Annotated in this window: 23 protein-coding genes; 5 read left to right on the plus strand and 18 right to left on the minus strand. The window is 71.9% G+C overall.

Annotated features, from left to right (window positions below; all coding sequences use genetic code 11):
• Positions 1-6: 6 nt before the first annotated feature.
• Positions 7-2,124, minus strand: coding sequence for a DEAD/DEAH box helicase (locus AB0C17_RS18200; protein WP_357383441.1), 2,118 nt, complete (start codon positions 2,122-2,124; stop codon positions 7-9).
• Positions 2,121-3,944 carry a BTAD domain-containing putative transcriptional regulator gene (locus tag AB0C17_RS18205; RefSeq protein WP_357469998.1) on the minus strand — a complete coding sequence of 608 codons (1,824 nt, stop codon included), beginning with the start codon at positions 3,942-3,944 and terminating at the stop codon, positions 2,121-2,123. The genes AB0C17_RS18200 and AB0C17_RS18205 overlap by 4 nt, the downstream gene beginning before the upstream one ends.
• Before the next feature lie 165 nt (positions 3,945-4,109).
• Here AB0C17_RS18205 and AB0C17_RS18210 point away from each other — a divergent pair, with 165 nt between their 5' ends.
• Positions 4,110-4,910 (plus strand): hypothetical protein, encoded by an 801-nt coding sequence (locus AB0C17_RS18210; RefSeq protein ID WP_357383437.1) that lies wholly within the window; start codon positions 4,110-4,112, stop codon positions 4,908-4,910.
• A gap of 221 nt (positions 4,911-5,131) precedes the next feature.
• On the opposite strand, the gene AB0C17_RS18215 is transcribed toward AB0C17_RS18210, so the two are convergent.
• From AB0C17_RS18215 to AB0C17_RS18245, 7 genes are all read right to left on the minus strand, one after another.
• On the minus strand, positions 5,132-6,241 hold the full coding sequence (locus AB0C17_RS18215) for a branched-chain amino acid ABC transporter permease (RefSeq protein ID WP_357383435.1): 1,110 nt from the start codon (positions 6,239-6,241) through the stop codon (positions 5,132-5,134).
• On the minus strand, positions 6,238-7,128 hold the full coding sequence (locus AB0C17_RS18220; RefSeq protein WP_357383433.1) for a branched-chain amino acid ABC transporter permease: 891 nt from the start codon (positions 7,126-7,128) through the stop codon (positions 6,238-6,240). Before AB0C17_RS18220 ends, AB0C17_RS18215 begins: the two co-directional genes overlap by 4 nt.
• Positions 7,125-7,859: an ABC transporter ATP-binding protein gene (locus AB0C17_RS18225; RefSeq protein WP_357479501.1), complete on the minus strand. Its 735-nt coding sequence runs from the start codon at positions 7,857-7,859 to the stop codon at positions 7,125-7,127. Before AB0C17_RS18225 ends, AB0C17_RS18220 begins: the two co-directional genes overlap by 4 nt.
• Positions 7,859-8,602 (minus strand): ABC transporter ATP-binding protein, encoded by a 744-nt coding sequence (locus tag AB0C17_RS18230; RefSeq protein WP_357479504.1) that lies wholly within the window; start codon positions 8,600-8,602, stop codon positions 7,859-7,861. The genes AB0C17_RS18225 and AB0C17_RS18230 overlap by 1 nt, the downstream gene beginning before the upstream one ends.
• A 3-nt stretch (positions 8,603-8,605) precedes the next feature.
• Positions 8,606-9,808, minus strand: a complete 1,203-nt coding sequence (locus AB0C17_RS18235) for a substrate-binding domain-containing protein (RefSeq protein WP_357383427.1) — start codon at positions 9,806-9,808, stop codon at positions 8,606-8,608.
• Between the two features lie 215 nt (positions 9,809-10,023).
• The gene (locus AB0C17_RS18240) at positions 10,024-10,269 is read right to left on the minus strand and encodes a hypothetical protein (protein WP_047894639.1); all 246 of its coding nucleotides are present in this window, start codon (positions 10,267-10,269) and stop codon (positions 10,024-10,026) included.
• Positions 10,266-10,568 carry a DivIVA domain-containing protein gene (locus AB0C17_RS18245; protein WP_357479507.1) on the minus strand — a complete coding sequence of 101 codons (303 nt, stop codon included), beginning with the start codon at positions 10,566-10,568 and terminating at the stop codon, positions 10,266-10,268. Before AB0C17_RS18245 ends, AB0C17_RS18240 begins: the two co-directional genes overlap by 4 nt.
• A 283-nt stretch (positions 10,569-10,851) precedes the next feature.
• Here AB0C17_RS18245 and AB0C17_RS18250 point away from each other — a divergent pair, with 283 nt between their 5' ends.
• Complete coding sequence (locus AB0C17_RS18250) at positions 10,852-11,082, plus strand: winged helix-turn-helix domain-containing protein (RefSeq protein ID WP_357383424.1); 231 nt, start codon at positions 10,852-10,854, stop codon at positions 11,080-11,082.
• Positions 11,083-11,306: 224 nt separating this feature from the next.
• Positions 11,307-12,482, plus strand: a complete 1,176-nt coding sequence (tcmP, locus tag AB0C17_RS18255) for a three-Cys-motif partner protein TcmP (protein WP_357383422.1) — start codon at positions 11,307-11,309, stop codon at positions 12,480-12,482.
• Between the two features lie 24 nt (positions 12,483-12,506).
• Here the strand turns inward: tcmP and AB0C17_RS18260 are convergent, their stop codons facing one another.
• The gene (locus tag AB0C17_RS18260) at positions 12,507-13,262 is read right to left on the minus strand and encodes a phage Gp37/Gp68 family protein (RefSeq protein WP_357383420.1); all 756 of its coding nucleotides are present in this window, start codon (positions 13,260-13,262) and stop codon (positions 12,507-12,509) included.
• Positions 13,263-13,500: 238 nt separating this feature from the next.
• Positions 13,501-14,637 (minus strand): glycerophosphodiester phosphodiesterase, encoded by a 1,137-nt coding sequence (locus AB0C17_RS18265; protein WP_357479510.1) that lies wholly within the window; start codon positions 14,635-14,637, stop codon positions 13,501-13,503.
• 106 nt (positions 14,638-14,743) lie between these two features.
• Between AB0C17_RS18265 and AB0C17_RS18270 the strand changes: the two genes are divergently transcribed.
• Positions 14,744-16,078: a potassium transporter TrkG gene (locus tag AB0C17_RS18270; protein ID WP_357383416.1), complete on the plus strand. Its 1,335-nt coding sequence runs from the start codon at positions 14,744-14,746 to the stop codon at positions 16,076-16,078.
• Positions 16,068-16,736 carry a TrkA family potassium uptake protein gene (locus AB0C17_RS18275; RefSeq protein WP_357383414.1) on the plus strand — a complete coding sequence of 223 codons (669 nt, stop codon included), beginning with the start codon at positions 16,068-16,070 and terminating at the stop codon, positions 16,734-16,736. Before AB0C17_RS18270 ends, AB0C17_RS18275 begins: the two co-directional genes overlap by 11 nt.
• Before the next feature lie 108 nt (positions 16,737-16,844).
• On the opposite strand, the gene AB0C17_RS18280 is transcribed toward AB0C17_RS18275, so the two are convergent.
• From AB0C17_RS18280 to AB0C17_RS18310, 7 genes are all read right to left on the minus strand, one after another.
• Complete coding sequence (locus AB0C17_RS18280) at positions 16,845-18,461, minus strand: serine/threonine-protein kinase (RefSeq protein WP_357479514.1); 1,617 nt, start codon at positions 18,459-18,461, stop codon at positions 16,845-16,847.
• A 71-nt stretch (positions 18,462-18,532) separates the two neighbouring features.
• Complete coding sequence (locus AB0C17_RS18285; protein WP_357383577.1) at positions 18,533-20,065, minus strand: fused MFS/spermidine synthase; 1,533 nt, start codon at positions 20,063-20,065, stop codon at positions 18,533-18,535.
• Positions 20,066-20,125: 60 nt separating this feature from the next.
• Positions 20,126-21,163 carry a hypothetical protein gene (locus tag AB0C17_RS18290; RefSeq protein ID WP_357383410.1) on the minus strand — a complete coding sequence of 346 codons (1,038 nt, stop codon included), beginning with the start codon at positions 21,161-21,163 and terminating at the stop codon, positions 20,126-20,128.
• Between the two features lie 184 nt (positions 21,164-21,347).
• Positions 21,348-22,157 carry an inositol monophosphatase family protein gene (locus AB0C17_RS18295; protein WP_357383408.1) on the minus strand — a complete coding sequence of 270 codons (810 nt, stop codon included), beginning with the start codon at positions 22,155-22,157 and terminating at the stop codon, positions 21,348-21,350.
• Entirely contained in the window at positions 22,150-22,602 is a 453-nt protein-coding gene (locus AB0C17_RS18300) for a response regulator (protein ID WP_210896790.1), read from the minus strand. Before AB0C17_RS18300 ends, AB0C17_RS18295 begins: the two co-directional genes overlap by 8 nt.
• A complete protein-coding gene (locus AB0C17_RS18305) occupies positions 22,599-24,365 on the minus strand; it encodes an ATP-binding protein (RefSeq protein ID WP_357383574.1) in 1,767 nt (588 codons plus the stop codon). Before AB0C17_RS18305 ends, AB0C17_RS18300 begins: the two co-directional genes overlap by 4 nt.
• A gap of 32 nt (positions 24,366-24,397) precedes the next feature.
• A complete protein-coding gene (locus tag AB0C17_RS18310; protein WP_357383405.1) occupies positions 24,398-25,636 on the minus strand; it encodes a fused response regulator/phosphatase in 1,239 nt (412 codons plus the stop codon).
• Between the last annotated feature and the right edge of the window lie 242 nt (positions 25,637-25,878).

Here is a 25,878-nt window from a genome sequence, read left to right on the forward strand (position 1 = left end):
GACGGGTCAGCCGGCGACCGCGAGCGCCAGCGGCAGCACGTCCGGGGCGCCGGACCGGCGCAGCAGCCGCGCCGCCGTCGCCATCGTCCAGCCCGAGTCGACCAGGTCGTCCACCAGCAGCACCGGACCGTCCAGCCCCGGCAGCGCGCCGGCCAGGTCGTCCGGCAGGTGGAAGGCGCCGTGCAGCGCGCGTACCCGCTGGGCGCTGTTGCCGCGCGGCCCGCCACCGCCAGGCCCGGCCGGGACGACGTGGCCGAGCAGCGGAAGCCGGCCCACGGCGGCGATCCGCTCGGCCAGCGAGCCGACCAGCAGCGGTCGCGTCCGGGAGCCGACCGCGACCACGCCGGCGGGCCGCCGGGGCCACGGGTCGTCGCCGTGCGCCCACGCCTTCAGCACCTCGACCACGGCGGCCACCACGTCGTCGGGCACCGGGCCGTCCGGCGCCTCCGGCCCGACCAGCCCGCGCAGCCGCCCGCCCCACCCCAGGTCGGACAGGCGCCCCACGGCCCGGCCGGCCAGCGCCTGCTCCGCCGGGGGGATGCGGCCCTTCAGGGGTACGCCGACCGCCTCCAACCCGGTCGGCCAGAGCTTCTTCGGCGGGATCGGCACGCCGGGGCGCCCGAGGAACGTCTGCGCGGCGGTCAGCGCCGCCTCGGTGACCTCGGCGTCGAACAGCGGACCGGCGCAGTTGTCGCACCGCCCGCAGTCCTGCGCCCCGGTGTCGTCCAGCCCTTCCCGCAGGTAGCGCATCCGGCAGCGGGACGTCGAGGCGTACTCCCGCATGGCCCGCTGCTCGGCGGCGCGCGCGTCGGCGACGCGCCGCAACCGGGCCTCGTCGTAGACCCACGGCTCGCCGGTGGCGAGCCAGCCGCCGCGTACCCGGCGGACCGCGCCGTCCACGTCGAGCACCTTGAGCATCAGCTCCAGCCGGGTCCGGCGCAGGTCGACCACCGGTTCCAGGGCCTGGGTGGAGATCGGCCGCTCGGTGTCCAGCGCGGCGAGCACGGCGCGGACCTGTTCCTCGGGCGGGAAGGCGAGCGAGGCGAAGTACCGCCAGATCGCCGCGTCCTCCACGCCGGGCAGCAGCAGCACCTCGGCGTGCTCGACGGCCCGGCCCGCGCGGCCGACCTGCTGGTAGTAGGCGATCGGCGAGGGCGGAGCGCCCAGGTGCACGACGAAGCCGAGGTCGGGCTTGTCGAAGCCCATGCCGAGCGCGCTGGTGGCGACCAGCGCCTTGATCTTGTTGTCCAGCAGGTCCTGTTCGGCGGCCCGCCGGTCGGCGTCCTCGGCCTGCCCGGTGTAGGACGCGACCGACCAGCCCCGGCCGCGCAGGAACTCGGCCGTCTCGGTGGCCGCCGCCACGGTGAGCGTGTAGACGATCCCCGAGCCGGGCAGCCGGTCCAGGTGGTCGGCCAGCCAGGCCAGGCGGTGGGCCGGGCTCGGCAGATCGAGTACGCCGAGGCGCAGCGACTCCCGGTCCAGCGTGCCCCGCAGCACCAGCGCGTCGCCCAGTTGCTCGGCCACGTCCTGCGTGACCCGGGCGTTGGCGGTGGCGGTGGTGGCGAGCACCGGCGTGCGCTCGGGCAGGTTGGCCAGGAACGTGCGCAGCCGCCGGTAGTCGGGGCGGAAGTCGTGCCCCCAGTCGGAGACGCAGTGCGCCTCGTCCACCACGAGCAGCCCGGTGGTGGCGGCCAGCTTCGGCAGGACGCCGTCGCGGAAGTCCGGGTTGTTCAGGCGTTCCGGGCTGATCAGCAGCACGTCGACCGCCCCGGCGTGGATCTCGGCGGTGATCTGGTCCCACTCGTCCAGGTTCGCCGAGTTGATGGTGCGTGCCCGGATGCCGGCCCGGGCGGCGGACTCGACCTGGTTGCGCATCAGCGCCAGCAGCGGCGAGACGATCACCGTCGGCCCGTGCTGATTCCCCTCCCGCAGCAGCGCGGTGGCCACGAAGTAGACGGCCGACTTGCCCCAGCCGGTGCGCTGCACGCAGAGCACCCGCCGCCGGTCGACCACGAGCGCCTCGATGGCCCGCCACTGGTCCTCGCGCAGCCGGGCGTGGTCACCCGCCAGCCGCCGCAGCACCGCCTCGGCGCGTTCCCGGACGGCCATCCGATCCTGGCTCATCCGGCATTTCTACCAGGGGCGGCCGGCGTCACCGGCGGACCGGGCTGCGGCGCGGGCGGCAGGAAGACAAGCAGTTCGCGCAGCACGTCGGTCGCCGCCGCCGGCAGCAGGCACCGCGAGGCCAGCTCCTCCATCGACGTGTACGGGCCACGCAGCCTCCGGTCGACCACCACGTGCTGTGCCTGCGACCGGGTCAGTCCCGGCAGCCCGACGATCACCTGGTCCGGCACCGAGTTGACGTCCACCAGTCCGCCGTCGTCGTACGCGCGGGGCAGGTCGGGGCGCCCGATGCGCAGGTCGTCGCGGGCCGACGGGTACTGGTAGAGCAGGTAACGGGCGTACTCCCGGCGCAGCCGGTTGCGGTCCGCGTACGGCCGCCCCCGCCAGAGGCCGCGCAACCAGGCGAGCAGCCGGCCGTTGAGCAGCACCACGTGCGGGACGCCCGCCGCCCAGGCGGCCAGCCAGATCGCCATCAGGGTGATCTCGGGTGCGGTGACCTCCTCGGACTCGCTGCTGCCCAGGACCGTCACGAACGTCACGGCCACGGTCAGGTAGCAGACGGCGGCGACGACGCTGCCCCAGCTGCGCCGCCAGAAGCCGTACAGCAGCACCACCAGCCAGGTGAGCATGCCGAACGAGAGCAGGGCGGTGAGCGCACCGCCCACCGTCACGACGACGCTCAGCCACCCCGGCACACCGGACGGACGCCCGGTCGGCGGCACGGCGCCGAACAGCGGTGCGACGGGGGGCGAGACCCAGGCCGGCAGGCCGGCAGGCGGCTCGCCGGCCGGTGACTGCGGGAGCGGACCGCCCGGCTGCGCGGAGACGGTGAACTGGACCGGCACGGTGAGCCGGGCCGAGACCGGCGCCGCAGCGGTGGGCGGAAACGAATTCTCGGCCGGATCAGTGGGCAGCGGCCGGCCCGGCGCCTCGGCGGGGCTCGTGAGCGACGGTGGAGCCGGTGCGCCGGTGGGGGTACCGGCGGCGACCGGAAGCGGCTCCGGACGGCCCGTCCACCTCCCGTCCGGCCCGGCCCGCTCCGGACGCGCCAGGAGGCCCGGATCGGCGCGGAGGATCCGCCGGTGCAGATCCTGCAGCGGTTCGCCCGGTTCGATGCCGTACTCGTCGCGGAGCAGCCCGGCGTAGTCGCGGTAGGCGGCCAGCGCCTCGGCCTGCCGACCGCTGCGGTGCAGCGCCAGCATGAGCTGCTGGCGCAGTCGCTCCCGGACCGGGAACTCGGTGACCAACTCGACCAGGCGTCCGACCAGCTCGCCGTCCCGGCCGTCGGCCAGTTCCAGGTCGGTACGCGTCTCCAGCGCGACCGCCCGCATCTCCACCAGCCGGTGCCGGGCCGCGTCGAAGTACGGGCCGGCGAACCCGGTGAACGGCTCCCCCTGCCACAGGTCCAGCGCGGCGCTCACCTCGGCCAGCGCCTCCGCCGTACGGCCGCCCGCCTGCGCCGCCCGCGCACGCTGCACGCCCCGTTCGAAGCACACCACGTCCACCGCCTCGGGCGGCACGCGCAACAGGTAGCCCGCGTCGGTGAGGGTGAGCACCCGGCCCGGCGTACGCGGCGACCGGTCGGGTTCCAGCACCCGGCGCAGACCGGCCACGTACTTCTGCACCACGTTGAGGCCGTTCACCGGTGCCTCGTCCGGCCAGACCGCCTCGACGATCTGCCCGGTCGGGACGGGACGGCCGGCGGCGAGCAGCAGCACGGCCAGCACCGCCCGCTGCTTGGCCGGGCCCAGGTCGAGCGGACGGCCGGCGTACCAGGCCCGCTGCGGGCCGAGCAGTTCGAAGCGCAGCGCCTCTGACATGCGAGTTTCCGCCCCCGTACCGGCTGCCGTCGCCCACTGTGGCCGACGGCAGTCGGACGGCAGCATATCGGCAGCGGGGCCGCCGTGACGGCTGCCGATACTTACCCGGCAACAATCACCTGGGAAAGTGAGTCGAACACCATGACGCAGCGATTCGGATCCGTCGTGAAACTCCGGCGGATCGCGGCTCTCGCGACGGCCGTACTGGCCACCACCGTCCTGGCCGCCGGGTGCGGGACCGGCGACGCCACCGAGAGCGCCGGGCCGGCCCCGAGCCCGTCGGCCGACCCGAAGGCCACGCTGCTGGCCGCCGTGCCGGACGAGAACGACCCGGCCTTCCGGTTCACCACGATCGAGGGCGCGGACAAGTTCGACGGGGTGGTCGACCCGGCGGCGCGCGGCCTTGAGCTGTCCATGTCGGAGAAGAGCAAGGACCCGGAGTTCACCATGGGGATGACCTTCCGCGTGATCGAGGAGGACATCTGGATGCGGGTGAAGATCACCGGAATGGCCGGCCTGCAGGACATGATGAAGCTGCCGAAGCGCTGGATGCTCCTGGACCGCACCAAGCTCGACGACACCTCGGAGGTGCCGGTCTACCAGAACGCCGACCCGGCCAACATGGGCGGTGTCATCCGGACCGCGGAGACTGTCGAGGACCGGGGCGACGGGACGTACGCCGGGTTCGCCGACCTGACCGCGAGCGCGGACATCCGCGAGAGCTTCACCACCGTGGACGTGGACGCGCTCGGTGACGCGGCGAAGAAGGTGCCGTTCACGGCCGTGGTCGGGCCGGACGGGAACCTCACCTCGCTGACCCTTGAGGTGCCGGCCGCGGGCAAGAAGAAGGCGATGAAGCTGGTCGCCAAGTACTACGACTTCGGCAAGGCGCCGAAGATCAGCGCGCCGACGGGCGCGCAGGTGCAGAAGGCGCCGGCGTCGGCGTACGAGATGCTCAACGGCTGACCACGACGCACGCGCGGGGGCGGGGGCCACACGGGGGGCCGCCGCCCCTCGCGCGTGCCCCACCGCCCCCTCCCACTCCCTCCCCGCCTCCCCGCCTCCCGCCATCCCGCCATCCCCGTTGATCAAGGAGTCTGCGTCATCCTGGCCGTGGAATCAGGACACAAACTCCTTGATCAACGGGGCGGGAGCGGGGCGGGAGGGGCGGGTGGGCCGGGAGATGGTCAGCGGGGGCGGCGGAGGGCGGTCAGCAGGGGGGTTACGCGGGAGCGCAGGCTGGCCAGGCCGCCGGGGAAGAAGTAGACGGCCAGGATGAACACGGTGCCCAGGACGAACAGGGGCTGGCTCAGCGGGTGGCTGAGGAACGCGGGCAGGCTGTTCACCGCGTCGCTGCTGCCGAACGCGGTGAGCCGGTGGTCCAGGTACATGTAGAGGACACCGCCCAGCACCGGCCCCCACCGCGTGCCGGGGCCGCCGAGCACCACCATGACCAGCAGCGACAGCGTCAGCTCCGACGAGGTGATGTGCGGGCTGGCGCCGCCGACGATCAGCACGTAGACCACCCCGCCGGCCGACGCGAGACCACCGGCGAGCGTGAACGCGACGAGCTTGAACCGGTACGGGTCGAGCCCGAGCACCCCGATGCGCCGCTCGTCGTCGCGCAGCCCGGCCAGCACCCGCCCGGTCGGCGAGGCGCTGACCCGGTGCACCACGAGGACCACGATCGCCAGGTACGCCAGCGCCAGCCAGTACAGGTTCACCGTGTTGGTGACCCCCACCAGAGCAGCCGGCAGTCCGGAAACGTCCAGCGGCAGGCCCTCCTCGCCGCCGGTGAGGCCGCCGAAGTCGCGGGCCACCAGGATCGCCCCGACCTGCGCGAACGCCAGCGTCACCATGGCGAACGCGATGCCCACCGTCCGCAGGGCCACCGCACCGAGCAGCGCGGCCAGGGTGGTCCCGCCGATCACCGTGAGCACTGCCGCCTGCCACAGCGGCAGCCCGGCCTTGGTGACCAGGATGTCGGTGCCGTACACGCCGGCGGCGAAGTAGAGCGCGTGGCCGAAGGAGAGCATCCCGGTACGCCCGAACAGCAGGTCGTATCCGGCCGCCAGCCCGCCGAAGACAAGGCAGATGGCGAGCAGTTGCAGCGTGCCGGGCGAGTTCAGCGGCCCCTCGAAGATCCCGGGCAGGTGCAGCGTGGAGTACGGCAGGATCGCCGCCACCGCCAGCGCCACGAGCGGCAGGTACGGGCGCAGTCCGTGCCAGCGGGAACGCCCGGGGGTCAGTTCGTCGGGCACCTGCGCCCCAGGCGCGTCGACCACCGAGTTGGTCATGCGTGAGCCACCTTTCCGGCCAGGCCCTGCGGACGCAGCAGCAGCACCACGGCGAGCAGACCGACCACGCACAGGTCACCCAGGCCGGACGTGCCGTAGTAGTTGACGAACTGTTGCAGCAGCCCCACCGCGACCGCCGCGTACGCGGACCCGACCACCGAGCCCATCCCGCCGATCACCACCACGATGAAGGCGAAGATCAGCAGGGAGCCGCCCTGCCCCGGCGAGACGGTGCCGAAGTAGACGCCGCCGAGCGCGCCGGCCAGCGCGGCGGCGGCCCCGCCGATCGCGAAGACCAGCGTGAACGCCTTGCGCACGTCGATGCCGAGCGCGGTGACCATCTCCCGGTTCTCCACGCCGGCCCGGATGATCAGGCCGTACCGGGTCCAGCGCAGGAACGCCAGCAGCGCGCCGAGCACCACAGCGGCGGCGATGATCAGCAGCAACCCGGCGTTCGGCACCTGCGCGCCGAGCACCGATGTCACGCCCCGGCTCCAGTCCGGGCGCGGGAACGGTCGCGGGTCGGCGCCCCAGGTGGCCTGGAGCAGCGCCACCCCGGCGAGCGACAGGCCGACGGTGACGAGCACCTGCTCGATGGTGCGGGAGTAGAGCGGCCGGATCAGCACCAGCTCCACGAGCACCGCGACGAGCGAACCGGCCAGCACGCCGAAGACGACTGCGAGCACGAAACCGAACCCGTCCGGCCCGGCGCCGGGCAGGTTGCCCGCCGCCCACCACGTCGCGTACGCGCCGACGCCGAGGAACAGCCCGTGCGCGAAGTTGAGCACGTCGGCGAGGCCGAACACCAGGGACAGGCCGGAGGCCACGAGGAAGTAGAGCGCCGCCAGGCCCAACCCGGTCAGCGTCAGCAGGACCACTGTGTTCACGCGTGCACCTCCCCGGAGCCAGAACCCACACCGAGCAGCGACTTCGTCAGCGCGGTCTCCAACAGCAGTTCCTGGGCGTCGCCGGTCCAGGCGACCTTCCCGGCGGAGAGCACCACCGCGTCGGTCGCCAGCCGCCGCACCACCGCCAGGTTCTGCTCGACGAGCAGAACCGGAACGGACTCCGCCACCCGTTCCAGCACCTCGGCCACCTCGGTCACCACCTTCGGCGCCAGCCCCTTCGTCGGCTCGTCGACGAGCAGCAGCCGGTTGTCGTTGAGCAGCACCCGGCCGATCGCGAGCATCTGCTGCTGCCCGCCGGAGAGCGAGCCGGCCCGTTGCCGTCCGCGCCGCTCCAGCTCCGGGAAGAGCGAGAAGACCTTGTCGTACGCGGGCGTGACGCCCCGCCGTTCGGCGAGCCGCAGGTTCTCCGCGACGGTGAGCGCGGCGAAGACGCAGCGGTCCTCCGGCACGTAGCCGAGGCCGTCGCGGACCAGCCGGTGGGTGGGGCGGGCGAGCAGGCTGCGCGCACCCATCCGCACGGTCCCGCGTACCTCGCCGCCGCGCGGCGTCAGCCCGACGATCGCGCGCAGCGTGGTGGTCTTGCCGACGCCGTTGCGCCCGAGCAGCACCGTGACGCCGGTCGGCGCGACCTCGAACGACACCCCCTGGAGGATGTGCAGTCCGGCGATCCGCACGGACAGGTCCGCCACGGACAGGACAGGTTCCGCCATTAGAGGGCCTCCCCCAGGTACGCCTCCTGCACGGTGGCGTTCGCCATCACCGTGTCCGGGGTGTCGCATGCCAGCAGCGCGCCGTGGTGCATCACGGCGATCCGGTCGGCCAGCTCCAGGATCACGTCCATGTGGTGTTCCACCATGAGCACCGCCCGGCCGCTGTCGCCGGTCAACGACTTGATCACGCTGACCAGCTCGGGCACGTCCTCGGCGCTCACCCCGGCCATCGGCTCGTCCAGGAGCATCACCCGTGGTTCACCGGCGAGCAGCAGCGCGATCTCCAGCTTGCGCTTCTCGCCGTGGGCCAGGGTGCCGGCGAGCGCCGTACCCCTGTGGTGCAGGCCGACCCGGTCGAGCGCCGCGTCGGCGGCGGCGGCCACCTCCCGGTCGGCCGCCGCCCGCCGCCACAGCTTCATCGAGCCACCCCGGTGTGCCTGTACGGCGAGCCGGACGTTCTCCCGCACGCTGAGCGAGCCGAAGACCGAGGACGCCTGGAAGGTACGCCCCAGTCCGAGCCGGGCCCGCCGGTGCGGCGCGAGCGCGGTGATGTCCGCGCCGTCCAGCAGGACAGTGCCCTCGGTGGGCCGGCGCAGGCCGGTGATCAGGTTGAACAGGGAGGTCTTGCCGGCGCCGTTGGGCCCGATCACGCCGAGGAACTCCCCCGGCGCCAGATCGAGGTAGACGGAGTCGACGATGGCGACCTCACCGATCCGCCAGGTCAGACCGCGGGTGGCGAGCACGGGTCAGCCCTTCATCTGCGCGACCGGCGGCGCGCTCTCGTCACCGGTGAGCGACTTCTGCGCGGTCGCCGTGAAGGCGGTGCCGCTGCCGGAGAGCTTGGCCTGGTACATCGGCTGGAGCAGGGCGTGGTCCTCGGCGCGGATCTTCATGGTGCCCTTGACGCCCTCGAACTCCCAGCCCTCAAGCGCCTTGACCATCTTCTCCACGTCGTCGCCGCCCTCCTGCACGGCGCGGACGACCATCTGCGCGGCGGCGAACCCGTCCGGGTGGAACAGGTCGAGCGTGCCGCCCGGCACCTTCGCCTTCGCGGCCTTGGCGGCCTCGGTGTCGCTGGCCCCGTCGAAGTAGTGCGACAGGAACGAGATCTTGCTGCCGGCCGCGCCGAACGTCGGCCAGGAGGCGCGGATGTCCAGGCCGGTGACGACAGTGGTGGAGGCGAGGACGCCCTGCTGGTCGAGCGTCTGCCACATGGCGCCGGCGGTGGTGCCGGCCCAGGCGACGAAGAGCAGGTCCGGCTTGGCGGCCTTGATCTGGCTGGCGAACGGCGTGAACTCGGTGGCGCTGGCCGGTGCCCGGACGCTGCTCACGTTCGCGCCCGCACCGCCGATCACGGCCTTGACGGCGGCCTCGTTCGCGTCGCCGAACGCGCCGTCCTGCGCGAACACGACGACCTTCTTGCCGCCCGCGTCGCCGATGAACGACCGGGCGGTCACCACGTCCTGCCAGGACTGCCGGCCGGAACGGAACGTGTACTTGTTCGCGCCGGTCACCGCGTCGGTGGCGGCCGGGCCGGAGATGAACAGCACCTTGTTCTGCGCGGCGATCGGCGCGACCTGGAGCGCCACCCCGGACGAGGTGGACCCGGCGATGATCTTCGTACCCTTGCCGATCAGGTCCTTCGCGGCGGACACGGCCTTGGCCGGGTCGCCCGCGTCGTCGGCCTCGCTCACCTCGATGGTGCGGTCACCGACCTTGCCGGTGCCCTTGGTGGCGAAGTCGAGGCCGGCCTTGAAACCCTCGATGTACTGCTTGCCGTAGCTGGCGAGCGGCCCGGACTGGGAGTAGACCAGACCGACCTTGACCGGGGCGGCGTCGCCGCCGCCGGATGCGGTGTCCTGCGGGCTGCCACAGGCCGTGGCGGCCAGAGCGACCGCCACCGAGGTGGCGGCGGTAAGGAACACCCGTCGCGTGTGCCGGATCGTCATTGCGACTCCAGGTGAGGACAGGGGAATGTCAGTTGTCGGCTCACGCTAGAAGTGACGTCACCCACGGGCTATGTGGTCGGCGCACACAAGTCCCCGTGACGGGGTGGCCGCTCGTTACAACGCCGGACATCGCCACGTAACCGCACCGACCCCGGATGGCCGCACCCACCACGCGCAGCTCGCCGGGAATGTCGGCCCACGCCATCGCGCGCCGGTCACCGCCCGCCGCAGTCCCCGTCGTGGTCGGCCGCCCGTGCGCACCGCCGGCCACCGTCGCGCGGCCGGTCGCACCAGACCCAGTGGCGTACGGACTGCTCGTCCTCCCGCGACACGGTCGTCCCGGCGCGCTCCACGTCGGCCAGGAACCCGAGCGCCCGGCAGATGGCACGCGCGAACCCCCGCGCGCCGTCGAGGTCGGCCGCGAGAACCGGCAGGTGTACGACGAACCGCTCCCGGCTCACCGCTGCGCGCCCGGGGTGAACCGGGACTGCCAGCTCTTGAGCGCTGCCTTGATGCGGGTGTTCTCCTCGGCGTACCGCGACGCGTCGCGCCGGGCCAGCGCCAGGTCACCGGCCACCCGGTAGAGGAAGGCGTGCACCTCCGCCGGGTCGAGCCCGTGCCGCACGGTGCGGAACCTCCGCTCGCGGACCTGCCCGACGCTCAGCGGCCGGCACGAATCCGATCGGTACCAGCCCTGGTTCGGCGGCCCGCCCTTGCCACGTCGCCGGGTTGACTGGAACAGGTTGAGCACGTTACGCACGCCGATCCTCCTCACCGAGCCGTGGAGGCGGCCCGCCCGCAGACAGAGGACGCGGGCGGACCGCCGACCCCGAGACCGCAGCCCGTTCGGCGGTACGACCCCGGAGCCCAATCCGGGTCCGACTCCCGAGGTTTGCCGAACCAACCGGAGCCGGACGCGCCTCAACCTACACCAGTATCTGGTTATGCGCGAGCCTCCACTCTCGACGTGCTGGGCAACTTGTTGCAGTTACTTGTGCAGGTAGGGCAGGATCGGATTTGCCGAACCAACCGGAGTCCCCACCATGCCCACAGCAGAAGCACCGTTCCGCCGTATCGCCAACGACATCGCCGCGAAGATCAAGAGTGGCGAGCTGAAGCCGGGCGACCGACTGCCCTCGACACGTGAGTTGGCCGAGACCTACGGCGTCCACATGAACACGGCCTACCGTGCGATGTCATTGCTGCACGATCGCGAGCTGATCACCGGCCAGCCCGGCCGAGGCACCTACGTAGCCGAACCGTCAAACCGCTAGAACTCGCCCTGGATCTTGAGTCGCGCCATACAGGGCAGGACACCATGGTGTTGTCAGATCATGGACTTCGCCCGGCCCGTTGCGCATCCGACCAAGGGCGTCACTGCTGCTCACCGGCACACTCGGCGGCTTGAGCACCCTCCGGCAACCCAACGACGGCCAGCGTGAGCCATTACTCAAAGCTATCTTCACATCACTGAAAGCAAGTGGCGTGGGGAGGGCTCTTGTCCGCGAACGAGGAATTCTTCCGCTCCAAGAAGGCAGCGGCCGCGCTCAAGCACGGCATCCTCAAGCGCTATCCAGTGGTGTTCGCGTCCAAAACGGGCCAGGGCAACCCGATCGTCTTCCTGGACGGCTACGCCGGCAGGGGCGAGTACGACGGCGGGGAGCCGGGTTCACCGCTGCTCCTGTCCCGGTGCGCCGAGTTCGTTCAGGGCTTCCGCGACGTGCTGGCGTTCTTCGTCGAGCAGGAACCGGACAGCTACGCGAACCTGGAGCAGGTCCTTCGCGACAAGGGTGGCCCAGTCCAGCGTGAACTGCGCCAGGGCAGCCTCGACCAGCACCTCCCCGAGTTGTTGGCTCGGGCCAAGGGCGCCTCGCTCTTCGCCTTTCTCGATCCCTTCGGCCCAGCCCTCGATTTCGACCTGATCCGCACCCGACTGCTCGGTCGACCCAATTGGCCACCTACCGAGGTGTTGCTGCACTTCAGCGTCTCCACCGTGGCCCGGATGGGGCGTGCCGTCCACGTCGCCGGCCAGCGGCCGGGCGGCCTGTCGGGGAGCGAACAGAAGACCGCCGCGCGACTGGATCGGTTCCTCGGCGGGCCCTGGTGGCGCGGCTATTTCGCCCAGGTGTCAGACGCGCAAGATGACGAGCGCGCCACGGACGTCGCACTGCGGGTCGCGGACAGGTACGCCCGGAACCTCACCGAGGGATCGGACTACCAAGCGGTGCGGATGCCCGTGCGGCCACGGCCCGGCCTCGCGCCGAAGTACGTCCTCACTCTGTTCACCAGGCACGGCGAAGGTGCCTGGCACTTTGCCGACACCCTGGGCAAGGCGGGTGTCGAATGGGAAGAGGCGTGGGTGAGGGAACAGCTACGCCGAGGCGATCACCTGGCTGACACGTTGTTCGGCGACGGTCCTGTCTTCGATGCCGAGCAGTACAAGGCCGAGAACGCCCAGCGCTGGTCGGGGACGATCGAGCGGAACCTCGTGAAGATGCTGGACCGGCATGTGTCTTGCAAGATCATGGATCACGTGCCTGAGGTCTACGGTGAGGTGCTCGGACAGGCCTGGGCCCCTCACGTGCGGCAAGCCGTCAAGGCGCTGCATCGGCAAGGCCAGATCAGCTGCCCTGGCACGGGCGACTTCTGGAAGGAGGTCGTCTGGCGCCCATGACGGGATCGCCTGACCTCTGCACACCTAGGCCGACGCGAGCGCGCGGGGCAGCGGCATCTCGTCCCAGGTCCGGCCGTCCAGCAGCCGACCTCCGACCTTCGGGGTGCGCCCGCCCCATTGCTTGAAGAAGAAGGCGGTGCCGGCAGAGCTGCACTGATCCCGTAGGTCACGGACCCAGGCCGGATCCATCGAGCGGCAGCCCTGCCCGGACTCTCCTCCTGCGATCAGCCAGTCGATGTTGTCGAGATCTAGGTTGGACAGTGGACCGAGCAACGGCTCCGCCGAGATAAAGCGCACCGAAGCTGGCACCTCTCGCAGGTGGTCGACCCGGTCTCGGTGCGTGCCGTCCTCGACGCTCACGCCCATCCAGACATTCGCCGGCCAATCGAGGTGGTGGGCGACCTTCGCCAATCGCGCAGCTCGCTTGGTGAGCACCTGAAAGGTGTGCCGTGGCGTCTCGCGCATCACGGCGAACACCTGTTGGACATAGTCGAGGGGAACTCGGGCATGAAAGAGGTCTGACATGGAATTGACGAAAACGGTGCGCGGGTCACGCCAGCGGCGAGGAATGTCCAGGGCATCGGCGTGCAGGGCGACACCGAACCCGGGCCCGGAGGTACGCGGGTCGCCGTCGGTCTGGTATTTCGTCGAGCCCATGGCCTTGAGGCGCTTCGCGAGCGTCAACGCGTAGCAGTTGTCGCAGCCGGCGGAGATGCGGTCACAACCGGTGGTGGGGTTCCAGGTTGCTTCCGTCCACTCGATGGCGCTCTTGTCGGCCATGCGCCCTCCTCCGATCGCGAAGTGCCATCTTGTCGAACATCCGTACGTATGGGAAGGGTGACGCAGCTTTCCGACCGATCTCTCGCCTTCATTGTTCCCAACGATTCCCTGATGGCCCGGGTGGCGGGGCACCGGGCGTGCTCGCCGAGCGGAGGAGCAATGAGGGTGCCCAGATATGTCCGGACACCCTCACCCCTACGAGCCGCGGATTAGCGCCTCCCCGGCATGGACGCGCTGGTCAGCGGCCGACTCGGGCGGCCACCGCCGTGTCGGGGTGATCGCTGAACACGCCGTCCAGGCCCAGGTCGAAGAACAGCTCGTACTCGGACGTGATGTCGCCACGCGTGTTCGGGTCGGCGCCGATGCGGAAGTCCACGGGCAGGAACTGGTTCTCGGCCCGGAACGTCCACGCGTGCACCACCAGTTTCTGCCGGTGCGCGTCACGGATCACCGGGGTCGGCGCGAGCAGCCGTCCGGCCGAGTCGCGGGGCACGATCAGGTTCTTGTTCAGGCCGACGCCGTCGGCGTACCGGGAGATCCAGGCCAGTCCGGCGGGCGTGGCCAGGTCGGCGTAGGTCCGCTTGTCGCCGCCCGCGACGAAGTCGTAGGGGGTGCCGCTCGCGTCCATGAGCTGCACCAGCCGTACGTCGATCATCTTGTCGAGCTTGCGCAGGTTGGCGGTCTCGAAGCTCTGCACGAACACCGGGTCGGCGCGGTGGGTGAGCCGGTTGCGGCGCAGCACGGCGACCAGCGGCTCCTCCAGCGGGCGGCCGATCGAGGCGAAGTAGGTGGGGTGCTTGGTCTCCGGGTAGACGCCGATGGTCCGGCCCCGCGCCTTCGACTCGGTTCGCGCCAGGTCGATGACCTCCTGGAACGTCGGGATCTCGAACTTGCCGTCGAACGCGGTGTTGGCGACCCGCACCTGCGGCAGGCGCTCCTTGGCCCGCAGCGTCTTCAGCTCGGCCAGCGTGAAGTCCTCGGTGAACCAGCCGGTGACTGTCACCCCGTCGATGGTCTTCGTCGCCTTGCGGCCGGCGAACTCGGGGCGGGCGGCCACGTCCGTCGTACCGGAGATCTCGTTCTCGTGCCGCGCGACCAGGACGCCGTCCTTCGTCGCGACCAGGTCCGGCTCGATGAAGTCGGCGCCCTGGCGGATGGCGAGCCGGTAGGCCTCGAGGGTGTGCTCCGGGCGGTAGCCGCTCGCGCCGCGGTGGCCGATCACGATCGGCCGCTGGGGCGCGTGGGCGCGCTCGGCGCGGTGGTCCGGGCCGGCGGCGTGGTGGTCCGGGCCGGCCTGGGCGGCCACTGCCGGCACCACCACAGCGGCCGCGAGCAGCGCGCCGGCCATGCCGAGGGCGGAAAGGGTACGTCGCAACGCCGTCTCCTGTCGTTGATGGGTACGCACAGCAGACCGGGTGTGGTTGACCGCCAGTTGGTCGGTTCCTGACCTGCCGGTGAATCTCCGGACGGAAGATGACGGGGTGCGCCGCCTGCTCCGGAAGCCCGTACGGCTGGTGCCGTTGGGATTCCTGGCGGTGATCCTGGCCGGCACCGGCCTGCTCATGCTGCCCTGGGCCACGAGCGAGCAGCGGTACACGCCGTTCGTCACCGCGCTGTTCACGTCCACGTCGGCGGTGTCGGTGACCGGGCTGGCGGTGACCGACACGCCGAACTACTGGACCGGCTTCGGGCTCGTGATGATCACCGTGCTGACGCAGCTCGGCGGTCTGGGCATCCTGACCGGGGCGTCGCTGGTGATCCTCGCGGTGTCCCGCCAGCTCGGCCTGCGTAACCGGCTGCTCGTGCAGGCGGAGACCGCCGAGTTCGGTCTCGGCGACGTACGCCGGCTGCTGGTGCGCATCGCGGCCACCGTCTTCGCCACCGAGGCGGTGATGACGGCGGTGGTCGCCGCGCGCCTGTTCCTGGCGTACGACTACCGGCCGGGCCGGGCGCTCTGGTCGGCGGTGTTCCACTCGGTCCAGGCGTTCAACAACGGCGGGTTCGCGCTCTACTCCGACGGCCTGATCGCGTTCTCCCGCGACGGGTGGGTGGCGCTGCCCCTCAGCCTCGGCGCGATCATCGGCGGGCTCGGCTTCCCGGCGCTGTTCGAGGCGGTACGCGAGTGGCGGCAGCCGGCGCGCTGGGCGGTCGCCACGAAGCTGACCGTCTGGGGCAGCGTGGTGCTGATCGTCTTCGGCGTCGCCTACCTGCTGCTGGCCGAGTGGGCCAACCCGTTCACGATCGGCACCTACGACGTGCCGGGCAAGCTGCTGGCGTCGTTCGCCCAGATCGCGCTGAGCCGTACCGGCGGCTTCGACGTGATCCACGTCGGCCGGCTCACCGACGAGAGCTACCCCATGCTGATCGGACTGATGTTCATCGGCGGCGGCAGCGCCAGCACCGCCGGCGGCATCAAGGTCTCCACGTTCTTCCTGCTCGGCTTCGCCATCTGGGCCGAGCTGCGGGGTGAGCTGGACACCACTGTCGGGCACCGCCGGGTGGCCACGTCCAGCCAGCGGCAGGCGCTGACGGTGGCGCTGCTGAGCGTGGCGCTGGTGGCCGGCGGGACTGTCGGCCTGATCGCGATGACCTCGCAGGTGTCGTTCTCGGCCGCGCTGTTCGAGGTCACCTCCGCGTTCAGCACCACCGGCCTGACAGTCGGGGTGGCCGGGCAGCTCTCCCCGCCGGGCCAGTACGTGCTGACCGCGCTCATGTACGTCGGCCGGGTCGGGCCGCTCACCCTCGGCTCGGCCATCGCGTTGAACACCCGTCGACGGCTGTACCGCTATCCGGAGGAGCAACCCATTGTCGGCTAGGCATCCGGAGGAGACGGGCATCGCGGTGATCGGCCTGGGCCGGTTCGGCTCGCGCCTGGCGGGCTCCCTGTCACGCCTCGGTCACGAGGTGCTGGCGGTCGACCGTGACCCGGCCCGGGTCCAGCACTGGTCGTCCGACCTGGACCGGGTGGTGCAGGCGGACAGCACCGAGGAGGCGGTGCTGCGCCAGCTCGGGATGGCGGACTTCCGCCGGGTGGTGGTCGCGATCGGCGCGTCGCTGGAGGCGAGCGTGCTCACCGTGCTGGCCCTGGCGGAGCTGGGCATCGAGCAGATCTGGGCGCGCGCCGTCTCGGAGAAGCACGCGAAGATCCTGCACTCGGTCGGCGCGCACCATGTGGTCTTCCCCGAGGCGGAGACCGGGGAGCGGGTGGCCCACCTGATCGTCAGCCGGATGCTGGACTTCATCGAGTTCGACGACGACTTCGCCATCGCCAAGATCAAGGTGCCCGCGCCGCTGGTCGGGCGGTCCCTGCGCGACATCGCCCCGCAGGACCGGTACGGCGTGATGGTGGTGGGCGCGAAGCAGGCCGGGGAACCGTTCCGGTACGCCGGGCCGGACACGGTGCTGGCGGCGGACAGCGTCCTCATCGTGGAGGGCGGCATCACCCAGGTGCAGCGCTTCTCCGCGTTGACCTGACGGCCGCGCTGACCTGATGGCCGCGCCGACCTGACCGGAGCCGCCGGCCTGACCGTCAGCCCTTCTTCGGCCCCTTGCCCTTGCCGTTCCCACCCCCCTTCGGCCGGTCTACCTTGCTTTTCCCTTGCCGTTCTCCTTGCCCTTGGCCTTGCCGGGCCCTTCGGCCTTGGGCTTCGGTTTCGGCTTGGCCTTCGCCGGCACGCTCTTGGCGGTGGCCTTGCTGGCCGGCTTGACCGGCGTCCGCACCGGCGGCGCGGTGGTCGGCGCCGAACCGGCGATGCCGGAGACCTGCACCCCGCAGGAGCTGTCCCCGACCCGGAACTCCACGGGCAGCGTGTTGCTCCCGGTGTAGCGGCCGGCCAGCGTCAGCTTCGTCGACGCACCGGGTGCCAGCGCCGGGTCCGCCGCCGGTGCGGCGATCGAGACGGTACGCCCCGCCTGACGTGCCGCGGGCTGGGCCGTGGTGACCGTCTGCTTGCCGGGGAACGTGAAGTCCATGGTCCAGTCGCGCAGTTCCCGGTCGCTGGTGTTTGTGAGCGTCAGCTCGGCGGCGAAGTCCTTGCCGGTGTCGCGGCGCAGCGAGTAGTCGACTGCGCAGGGGATCGGCTCGGGCATGCTCATCCGCGCCTCGGTCGGCTCCACCCCGCCGCTGGCCGGGCTGCGGGACGTCAGCCCCCACAGGGTGGCGGTCACCGCGATCAGGCCGACGGCGGCCACGCCCGCCTCCACCTTGCGCCGCCGTGCCACCGCCCGCCGCGTGCGGGTACGCACCACCGAGAACGGCAGCGCGTCGGTCTCCGCCGACCACGGCAGGATGGTGGTGCCGGCGTTCTCGGCGAGCGCCGGGTCCATCCGGCCGAACGCCGGTGACACCGGCACGATCGCCGCGATGCCGGCCGCCTCGGCGAGCGTACGGGCCACCTCGGCGGTGGCCGGGCGGTCCTCGGGGCGCTTGGCCAGGCACCGCTGCACCAGCGCGGCGACCGGCTCGGGCAGCCCCGGCACGGCGGGCATCGGGTCCGGGTCGCGGTACATGTGCGCGCGCAGCATCTCGGTGGTGGTGCTGGCCTGCCACGGCAGGCGGCCGGTCAGCATGCGGTACAGCAGCAGCCCGACCGCGTACACGTCGGTGGCCGGGGAGACGTGGCCGTTGTCCAGCCGCTCCGGAGCGAGGTAGGCGGGCGTGCCGAGCAGCGCGCCGTCCGGCCCCTTGTCGCTCTCCCCCACCAGCGCCGAGATGCCGAAGTCGACGACCTTCACCCCGGTCGGGGTCAGCATGACGTTGCCCGGGGTCACGTCCCGGTGCACCACGCCACGTGCGTGCGCGGCGGCGAGCGCCGAGGCGACCTCCGCGCCGATGGTCATGGCCTCCCGCCAGGGAAGCTGCCCGTCGCGACCGAGCCGGCCGCTGAGCGGACCGCCGTCGACAAGCTCCATGACCACGTACGGGACGGTCAGGCCGACCTGCACGGACTCGCCGTAGTCGTACACGTTGGTGATGTTGGGGTGGCACAGCCGCGCCGCGGCCTGCGCCTCCACCCGGATCCGGTGCCGGAACGCCTTGTCGCTGGCCAGCCGCGAGGCCAGCACCTTGACTGCTACCTGCCGGCCCAGCACCTCGTCGTAGCCGCGCCAGACGACCGACATGCCGCCCGCACCCAACTGCTCGACGAGCCGATATCGCTCGCCGAGCAGTTGCACGCCGTTCCTGACCGGTCCACCCATGGTCGGTCCTGTTGCCCGAAGTGGGCCCCGGTACACCTCAGCGGTCGGAATCGGTCAGGAAAGTCACCCGTTCAGGCGGTCGCGAGGAGCTGGTCCACCGGCGCGTAGTCGTCGGTGAGCACCATCGCGTCGCCCACCCACTCGGTCACCTGCGCCTCGTTCATCAGCTCGGCCCGCTCCGGCAGCAGCTTCAGCCCGGGCGGGATCGCGTCCAGCGGCAGCGGCGCGTCCGAGGCGACGATCACGAAGTTGGCGCCCTGCTCCCCGTCGATCGCGCCCGGTGGCGCGATCAGCGCGACGTGCGCGAACTCGGCCTTCACGGTGGCCAGCTCGGCCCGGATGAACCGGCCCGGCGGGTAGTCGATGACGTTCTGCACGTAGATCCCGTCCGGGCGCAGCACCCGCCGGATGTCGGCGGCCATCTCCCGGGTGGCCAGGTGCCACGGCACCACCAGGTGCCCGAACGCGTCGCCGACGATGAAGTCGCGGCTGTCGGTCGGCTCGCCGCGCAGCAGCACCCGCGCGTCACCCACCTCGGCGCGCATCAGCGGGCCGGTGCGCAGCCCCAGCTCCCGCCGGTCCAGCTCGACCAGCCCGCCGTCCAGCTCGAACACCAGGTTGTCGGTGCCGGGCCGGGTCGCGGCCAGGTAGTTCGGCACGGTGAAGCCGCCGCCGCCGAGGTGCAGCGCGTCCACCGGCTGCCTCGCCGGCCGCGCCACGTCCGCGACCAGGCCGATCCACTGCGTGTACGCGTACTTCAGGTGGGTGGGTTCACCCAGGTCGACGTACGAGTGCTCGGCCGAGTTGAGGTAGAGCGTGCGCCCCTGCGGCCACGACGGGTCCACCTCGACCCGGGCGCAGTGGTACGCGGTCTCCACGTCACACGGGTTCGGTGCCGCGGCGGTCAGCCCGGCTGCGGCGAGGCCGAGCAACGCCAGCGCGGCCTTGACCCGGCTCGGTGTGGACGGCCCGCCTGCGCCCGCCTGCCGTCGCAGCCAGACGCCGAGCGCCAGCCCGGTCACCCCGAGCGCGGCAGCGAGCCCGAGCACGATGACGGAGCTGGACAGCGCGGCCACCAGCACGAAGCCGGTGCCGAGCGTGGCGGTGATGCCGCCGAGCGTGCCGATGCTGGACAGCTTGCCCACCACCTGGCCGGTGCGGCGCAGGTCGGCGAGCTGAAGCTTCACCACGAGCGGGGTGATACCGGCCAGCAGCGCCGCCGGCAGCACCACCGTCAGCGCGGTCAGCAGGAGCACCGCGCTCGCCGCGCCGCCGCGCAACACCTCACCGGCGTACCTGACGATCGGCAGCGTGACAGCGGTGGCGATGCCGGCGAGCACCAGCGCCGGGGCGAGCAGCGTGCGCGGGTCACGCCGGTCGGCGAGCCATCCGCCGAACCACGCTCCGTACGCGATCGCGGCGAGCGCCATGCCGATCACCGAGCTGGTCACCTGGAGGGTCACCCCGACGTACGGGCCGACCAGGCGCAACGAGACGGTCTCCAGCACCAGCACCGCACCGCTGGAGAAGAAGACGAGGAACGCGGCGAGCCCGTTGGGCAGGGCCCGGGGCGGAACCGGGGCGTCGGCCGCCGGTTCCGCCATGACGTCGGACGATGTGCTGCTCACCGTGGCGATGGTACGCAGCGGTCCTGGCGGGCCGGGTCAGTACATCGAGATGTGAACATGGTTTGTGTGGTCCGCGGCCGGGCTGCCGCCGCCGCTGTACGCCCGCCAGCCGGTGTTCGGCATCCAGATCTGCCGGTACCAGATGACGTACATGATGCCGAGCCGGTTGGCGTTGTTCTTCGCCCAGGCGGCGAGGCTGTCGCCGTACGCCTTGTCGCCGCCGGTGGCGGTCTTGTCCTCGAACCCGCCGCTGGCGGCGGAGAAGTCGCAGGCCCGGCCCTTGGGGTGCTCGCCGCCGCCGCCGCTGCGGTGGCAGGAGGCGTAGCGCTTGTAACCGGCGGCCTTGGCCTGCTGGAGCATGTGCAGCGTGCGCGGGGTGATGCAGCCGGACGCGGGCGTCGGGTCGTCCACCGAGCAGGACTCCGACGGCCACGAGCCGTCCGAGCTGCGCGGCGCGGGCTTCGCCGAGGAGGAGGTGCCGTTGAACCCGGACCCGCTGCCGGAGCTGACCTTCGCCAGCGCCACCTCGGCGTCCTTCTTCTTGCGGGCCTGCACCGCGACCTGCTTGGCCTGCTCCCGCACCTCGGCGTCGATGGCGAGCTTCGCCTCGGCCGCCTGCGCCTTCGCGTCGGCCAGCTCCCGCAGCCGCTTGCTGTCCCGCTGGGCCATCACGTCCAGCTCGGCCGCGCGCTTGAGGAAGTCGTTCGGGTCGGCGCTGGCGAGCAGCATCGACGTCGCGGTCAGCCGGCCCATCCGGTACGACTGCGCGGCCACCTCACCGGCCTGCTCGCTGAGCCCGACGAGACGCGTCTCGACGTCGGCGAGCTGGGCGGCGAGCGCCTTCTGCCGGCGCTTGGAGTTCTCCAGCTTGTTCTGGGCCTCGATGTGACCCTTCGCCGCCGCCTCCAGCGCCGCCCGCAGCTGCTTGCTGCCGCCCTCGTTCGGGGCGTTCGGGCTGGGTACGGCGGCGGCCGGTCCGGCGGCCACGCCGGAGCCGAGAAGCACGGCCACCGCGGCGAACACGGCGAGCAGCGACCGCCGGACGCGCCGGCCGGTAGGGCTGGTCCTGGGCACGTGATGGTCCTTCCGTCGACCGCCGGCCCCCGCACACCGAGCGGCGTCTCCGCCGGCGCCGGATGGCGGCCTGCTGGCGGAGACCGCCGGTCACGATACCGGACCACGCGCGAGACGCCAGGCCGGCGACGGCGTACGGCGCCAGACGTCGACGCAGCGTGCCGGGCTCGTCGCGCAGCGCCGCTCAACCGCCCAGCAGGGCGGTGCTCACCTCGTCCCAGATCTCCGGGCTGGCCGCGACCAGCAGTCCCCGGCCCTCGTCGGCCGGGTGGTAGTCGGTGCCGTCGAACCGGCGGGCCACCCCACCGGCCTCGCGCACCAGCAGGGCACCGGGCGTGTGGTCCCACGGCAGGGTGCGCCAGAACAGCACGAACTGCTGCGCGCCGGTGAGGATGTCCAGGTATTCGCGGCCGGCGCAGTGCTGGCCGGGCAGCAGCTCGCCGATGCGGCGCCCGCCCTCCTCCACCCGGCGGCGGAAGTCCGCCGGCAGGAACCTCGTCGTCGCGGTGCCGCGCAGCGCGCCCACCTGCGGCTCGGTCTCCGGCGACCGCAGCGCCGCGCCGTCCAGCTCGGTGCCGGCACCGAGCCGGGCCGCCGCCATCGTGCCGTCGAGCGGGTCGTACACCCAGGAGGCCACCGGTGCGCCGTCGGTGAGCAGCGCCGCCATCAACGCGAACGGGCGGCGGCCGGCGGCGAAGTTGGAGGTGCCGTCGACCGGGTCGACGAGCCACACGTCGCCGCTGCCGCGCACGTGCCGCAGCAGATCCGGGTCCTCGGCGACGGCCTCCTCGCCGACCACCACCGACCCGGGACGCAGCCGCCGCAGGCCCTCCGAGATCAGCACCTCGGCCTCGCGGTCGGCGACGGTGACCACCTCGCCGGGCGCCTTCTCGGAGATGTCTGACGCGTCGAGCCGGCGGAACAGGGGCACGACGACCTTGGCCGCCGCCTCCTTGAGCAGCGCGCCGACGTCGTCCAGCAGCGGGTCAGCCACGCGGCGGCAGCTTGACCACGCTGACGAAGAACTCGTCGATCTGGCGGACCACCGAGATGAAGCGCTCGAAGTCCACCGGCTTGGTCACGTAGGCGTTGGCGTGCAGCTGGTAGCTGCGCAGGATGTCCTCGTCGGCCTGCGAGGTGGTGAGCACCACCACCGGGATGCGGCAGAGCTGCGCGTCCTTCTTGATCTCCTTGAGCACCTCCCGGCCGTCGCGCCGGGGCAGGTTAAGGTCGAGCAGGATCAGGTCGGGCGTCACCGCGTCCGCGTACTGACCCTCGCGGCGCAGGTAGGCAAGCGCCTCCGCGCCGTCGGAGACGACGGTGAGGCGGTTGCGGAGCTTGTGCTCCTCGAACGCCTCCTGGGTCATCAGCACGTCACCGGGGTCGTCCTCGACGAGCAGGACCTCGATCGGGCTCTTGCCGTCCGCGGGCGCGGTCATCCCACCGTCTCCTTCATGCCACCGTTTGTACCGTGTCGGTCCGCCTCCGCGGGCGACTCTTCGCGTGCCTCGCCGTCCGGCTGCCGCCCGGCGCCCGCCGGGTCGGTCTCGGTGCCCTCGGCGGCCGGCGCCTCGGCCGGCTCCGCACCGTCCGCCGCGTCCCCGTCCGCGGCGTCCCCGTCCGCTGCCGCCTCCGCCGCCTTGGCGGCCTCGATGTCGGCCTCCAGCGCGGGCAGCGTGAACCGGATGGTCGTGCCCTCCCCGGCGTCGGTGTCCACCCAGACCCGGCCGCCGTGATACTCCACGATCTTCTTCACGATGGCCAACCCGATGCCGGTGCCCGGGTACGCGTCCTTCGAGTGCAGCCGCTGGAAGATCACGAAGATCTTGTCGGCGAACTCCGGCTCGATCCCGATGCCGTTGTCCCGGCAGCTGATCTCCCACTCGTCGTCCACCAGCCGCGCCGACACGTGCACCTTCGGCGGCACGTCGGGCCGGCGGAACTTCACCGAGTTGCTGACCAGGTTGACCAGCAGGTTGGTCAGCAGCGGCTCCTCGCCGCGAATGGTCGGCATCTCGCCCCAGGTCAGATCCGCGTCGGCGTACTGCAACGCCGCCTCGGTCTGCCCCGCCACGTCGCCCATCACCTTGTTCAGGTCGACCTCGGTGAAACCGGTGGTCAACCGGCCGATCCGGGAGAACGCCAGCAGGTCGTTGATCAGCCGCTGCATCCGCTGCGCGCCGTCCACCGCGAACGCGATGTACTGGTCGGCCCGCTCGTCGAGCTGCCCCGCGTAGCGCCGCTGGAGAAGCTGGCAGAAGCTCGCCACCTTGCGCAGCGGCTCCTGGAGGTCGTGCGAGGCGACGTACGCGAACTGCTCCAGGTCACGGTTGGAGCGGGTCAGCTCCTCGGCCTGCTTCTGCAACTGGCTGTTGACCCACTCGATGCGCTCCCGCGCCTCGCGTACCTCGTCCAGCTCGCGGGCGATCTTCATGCGCATCTGGTCGATGTCCTCGGCCAGCCGGCGGAACTCCGGCGGGCCGGAGCCCTCGATGTGGTGCCGGTAGTCGCCGTCGGCCACCTCGCGTACCTGGCTGACCAGGGCGGCCAGGGGGCGGATCAGGATCCGGTCCAGCGAGAGCAGCATGACCACGCCGGCCGTGGTCACCACCAGCGCGGCGACGATCAGCAGCACGACCAGCGCGTTGCTCGTCGAGTTGACGCGGTCGGCGGTCTCCTCCCGGACGGTGAGGATCTCGTCCTGGAGCGTGTTCACCGCCGACCGGATGCCGTCGAACTGCTGACGGGTCTCGTCGGTGATCAGCGCCTGGCCGGCCTCCGGGCCGTCCCGCTCGACAGTGGTGATCACCGGCTCGGCCACCTGGGCCCGCCACTGCGCGGTCTCCCGCTCCACCACGTCCAGCGACCGGCGCACGTCCGGATAGTCGGCGGAGAGGTCGCGGATCGACGCGGCCAGGCTCTGCTCCCGCTGCACGCCCTGCTGGTAGGGCTCCAGATCGGTGCGGTCACCGTTCACCGCGTACCCGCGCACCGAGGTCTCCTGGTCGAGCAGCACGCTCATCAGCTCCTGCGCCTGGACGCGCAGCGGGCCGGTCTTGAGCAGCACCGCGTCGATGTTCTCGCGGTTCTTCGCGGCGACCGCCGCCTCGGCGGCGGCCAGCCCGAGCAGCAGCACCACCACCACGCCGAGGAGCGCGACCACCCGCCGCCGCAGGGTCCACCCCTGCTGGTACGCCTTCACAGGTTCCTCCCCGTTGCCCTTCGCGCTCGCGCTCACCGTCCGCTGCCCCGCGTGACCAGCAGCATCGCCACGTCGTCGGCGAGCGGGCCGCCGTTTATCTGCTCGGCCCGCCCGACCAGCCAGGCGGGCAGCTCGGCCAGCGGCACCGCCCGGTTCGCCGGGTCGGCGAGCAGCCCGGTCAGGCCCGGCACGTCGAGGCGTTCGTCCCCGCCGTCCACCCGGCCCTCGATCAGGCCGTCCGTGTACATCAGCAGGGACCAGTCGTCGGTGTCGAACTCCAGGTCGAAGGCGATCGGGCGGCGTGGGCGTACGCCCAGCAGCAGCCCGCCCTTGGCCGGCACCGGCGCGACCTTACCGCCGCTGAGCAGCAGCGGCGGCGGGTGACCGGCGAGGCGTACGGTGGCCCGCGCCGACGCCAGGTCGAGCCGGGTGGTGGCCACCGTCGCGAAGATCTCCTGGAGTCGGCGCTCACTCATCAGCACCTGCTCCAGCGCGGGCAGCACCTCGTCGTCCGGCACCCCGGCCAGCACCAGCGCCCGCCAGGCCACGCGCAGTTCGACGCCGAGCGCGGCCTCGTCCACGCCGTGCCCGCACACGTCGCCGACGATGAGGTCGATGCGGTCCGGCTGGGTCTGCACCACGTCGTAGAAGTCGCCGCCGATCAGCGCGGCGTGCCGGCCGGGCCGGTAGAACGTGTGCACCGACACCTCGTCGGTGGTCATCAGCGGCTGTGGCAGCAGGCCGCGCTCCAGGCGGGCGGACTCGGCCTGGCGCAGCTCCACCTCGCGCAGCCGGCGGGCGTTCTCGTCGGCCCGCTTGCGCTCCACCGCGTACCGCAGGGCCCGGGTCAGCAGGACACCGTCGACCTGGCCCTTGACCAGGTAGTCCTGCGCCCCCTCGGCGACCGCGACGATGCCCAGGTGCTCGTCGGACCGACCGGTCAGCACGCAGACCGCGGCGCCGCTCGCCATCTCCAGCACCCGGCGCAGCCCGTCCAGGCCCTGCGCGTCCGGCAGACCCAGGTCGAGCAGGACGCAGTCCACGCCCATCACCCGTTGCCGGGCCTCGCTGAGACTCGTGGCGACCAGCAGGTCGATCATCGAGTTGGTCTCGGCGAGCAGCTCGCCGACCAGGAAGGCGTCGCCCTCGTCGTCCTCGACCAGCAGCACCCGCAGCCGCTCGCCCGGCGGTACGCCGCCGTGCAGCCCCGCCCCGGCCGACGGCACGTAGGCGGCACCCGACGCACCGGCCCCCCGGACCGGTCGGGTCACCGCCGCGAGTCGCGGGAGTTCGCTGGTGATGTCGGGCTCCTTCCGAATGCCCTGCTGATCCTGACTCAGACAACAGTCGCACACAACGCGACCGGCACCGGCGCGGCGGAGCGTGTGACCGGTCCACCTCCACAGCGGCACGGTCGACCCACGATGTTACGCGGCAACAGTTGTCGCACCGGCAGCGCACCGACCGAGGACTGCCGCCGCAGCCCTCGGGGGTGCAGGATGATCCCCACCCC

Origin of the sequence: Micromonospora sp. NPDC048887 (genome assembly GCF_040649715.1) — a bacterium.
In the GTDB taxonomy this organism is placed as follows: Bacteria; Actinomycetota; Actinomycetes; order Mycobacteriales; family Micromonosporaceae; genus Micromonospora.

Coding starts and splice junctions, on each gene's coding strand:
- AB0C17_RS18280 (WP_357479514.1), bottom strand. CDS start 18,461: ATGGGTGGACCGGTCAGGAACGGCGTGCAACTGCTCGGCGAGCGATAT.
- AB0C17_RS18215 (WP_357383435.1), bottom strand. CDS start 6,241: ATGACCAACTCGGTGGTCGACGCGCCTGGGGCGCAGGTGCCCGACGAA.
- AB0C17_RS18225 (WP_357479501.1), bottom strand. CDS start 7,859: ATGGCGGAACCTGTCCTGTCCGTGGCGGACCTGTCCGTGCGGATCGCC.
- AB0C17_RS18200 (WP_357383441.1), bottom strand. CDS start 2,124: ATGAGCCAGGATCGGATGGCCGTCCGGGAACGCGCCGAGGCGGTGCTG.
- AB0C17_RS18235 (WP_357383427.1), bottom strand. CDS start 9,808: ATGACGATCCGGCACACGCGACGGGTGTTCCTTACCGCCGCCACCTCG.
- AB0C17_RS18300 (WP_210896790.1), bottom strand. CDS start 22,602: ATGACCGCGCCCGCGGACGGCAAGAGCCCGATCGAGGTCCTGCTCGTC.
- AB0C17_RS18285 (WP_357383577.1), bottom strand. CDS start 20,065: ATGGCGGAACCGGCGGCCGACGCCCCGGTTCCGCCCCGGGCCCTGCCC.
- AB0C17_RS18260 (WP_357383420.1), bottom strand. CDS start 13,262: ATGGCCGACAAGAGCGCCATCGAGTGGACGGAAGCAACCTGGAACCCC.
- AB0C17_RS18205 (WP_357469998.1), bottom strand. CDS start 3,944: ATGTCAGAGGCGCTGCGCTTCGAACTGCTCGGCCCGCAGCGGGCCTGG.
- AB0C17_RS18250 (WP_357383424.1), top strand. CDS start 10,852: ATGCCCACAGCAGAAGCACCGTTCCGCCGTATCGCCAACGACATCGCC.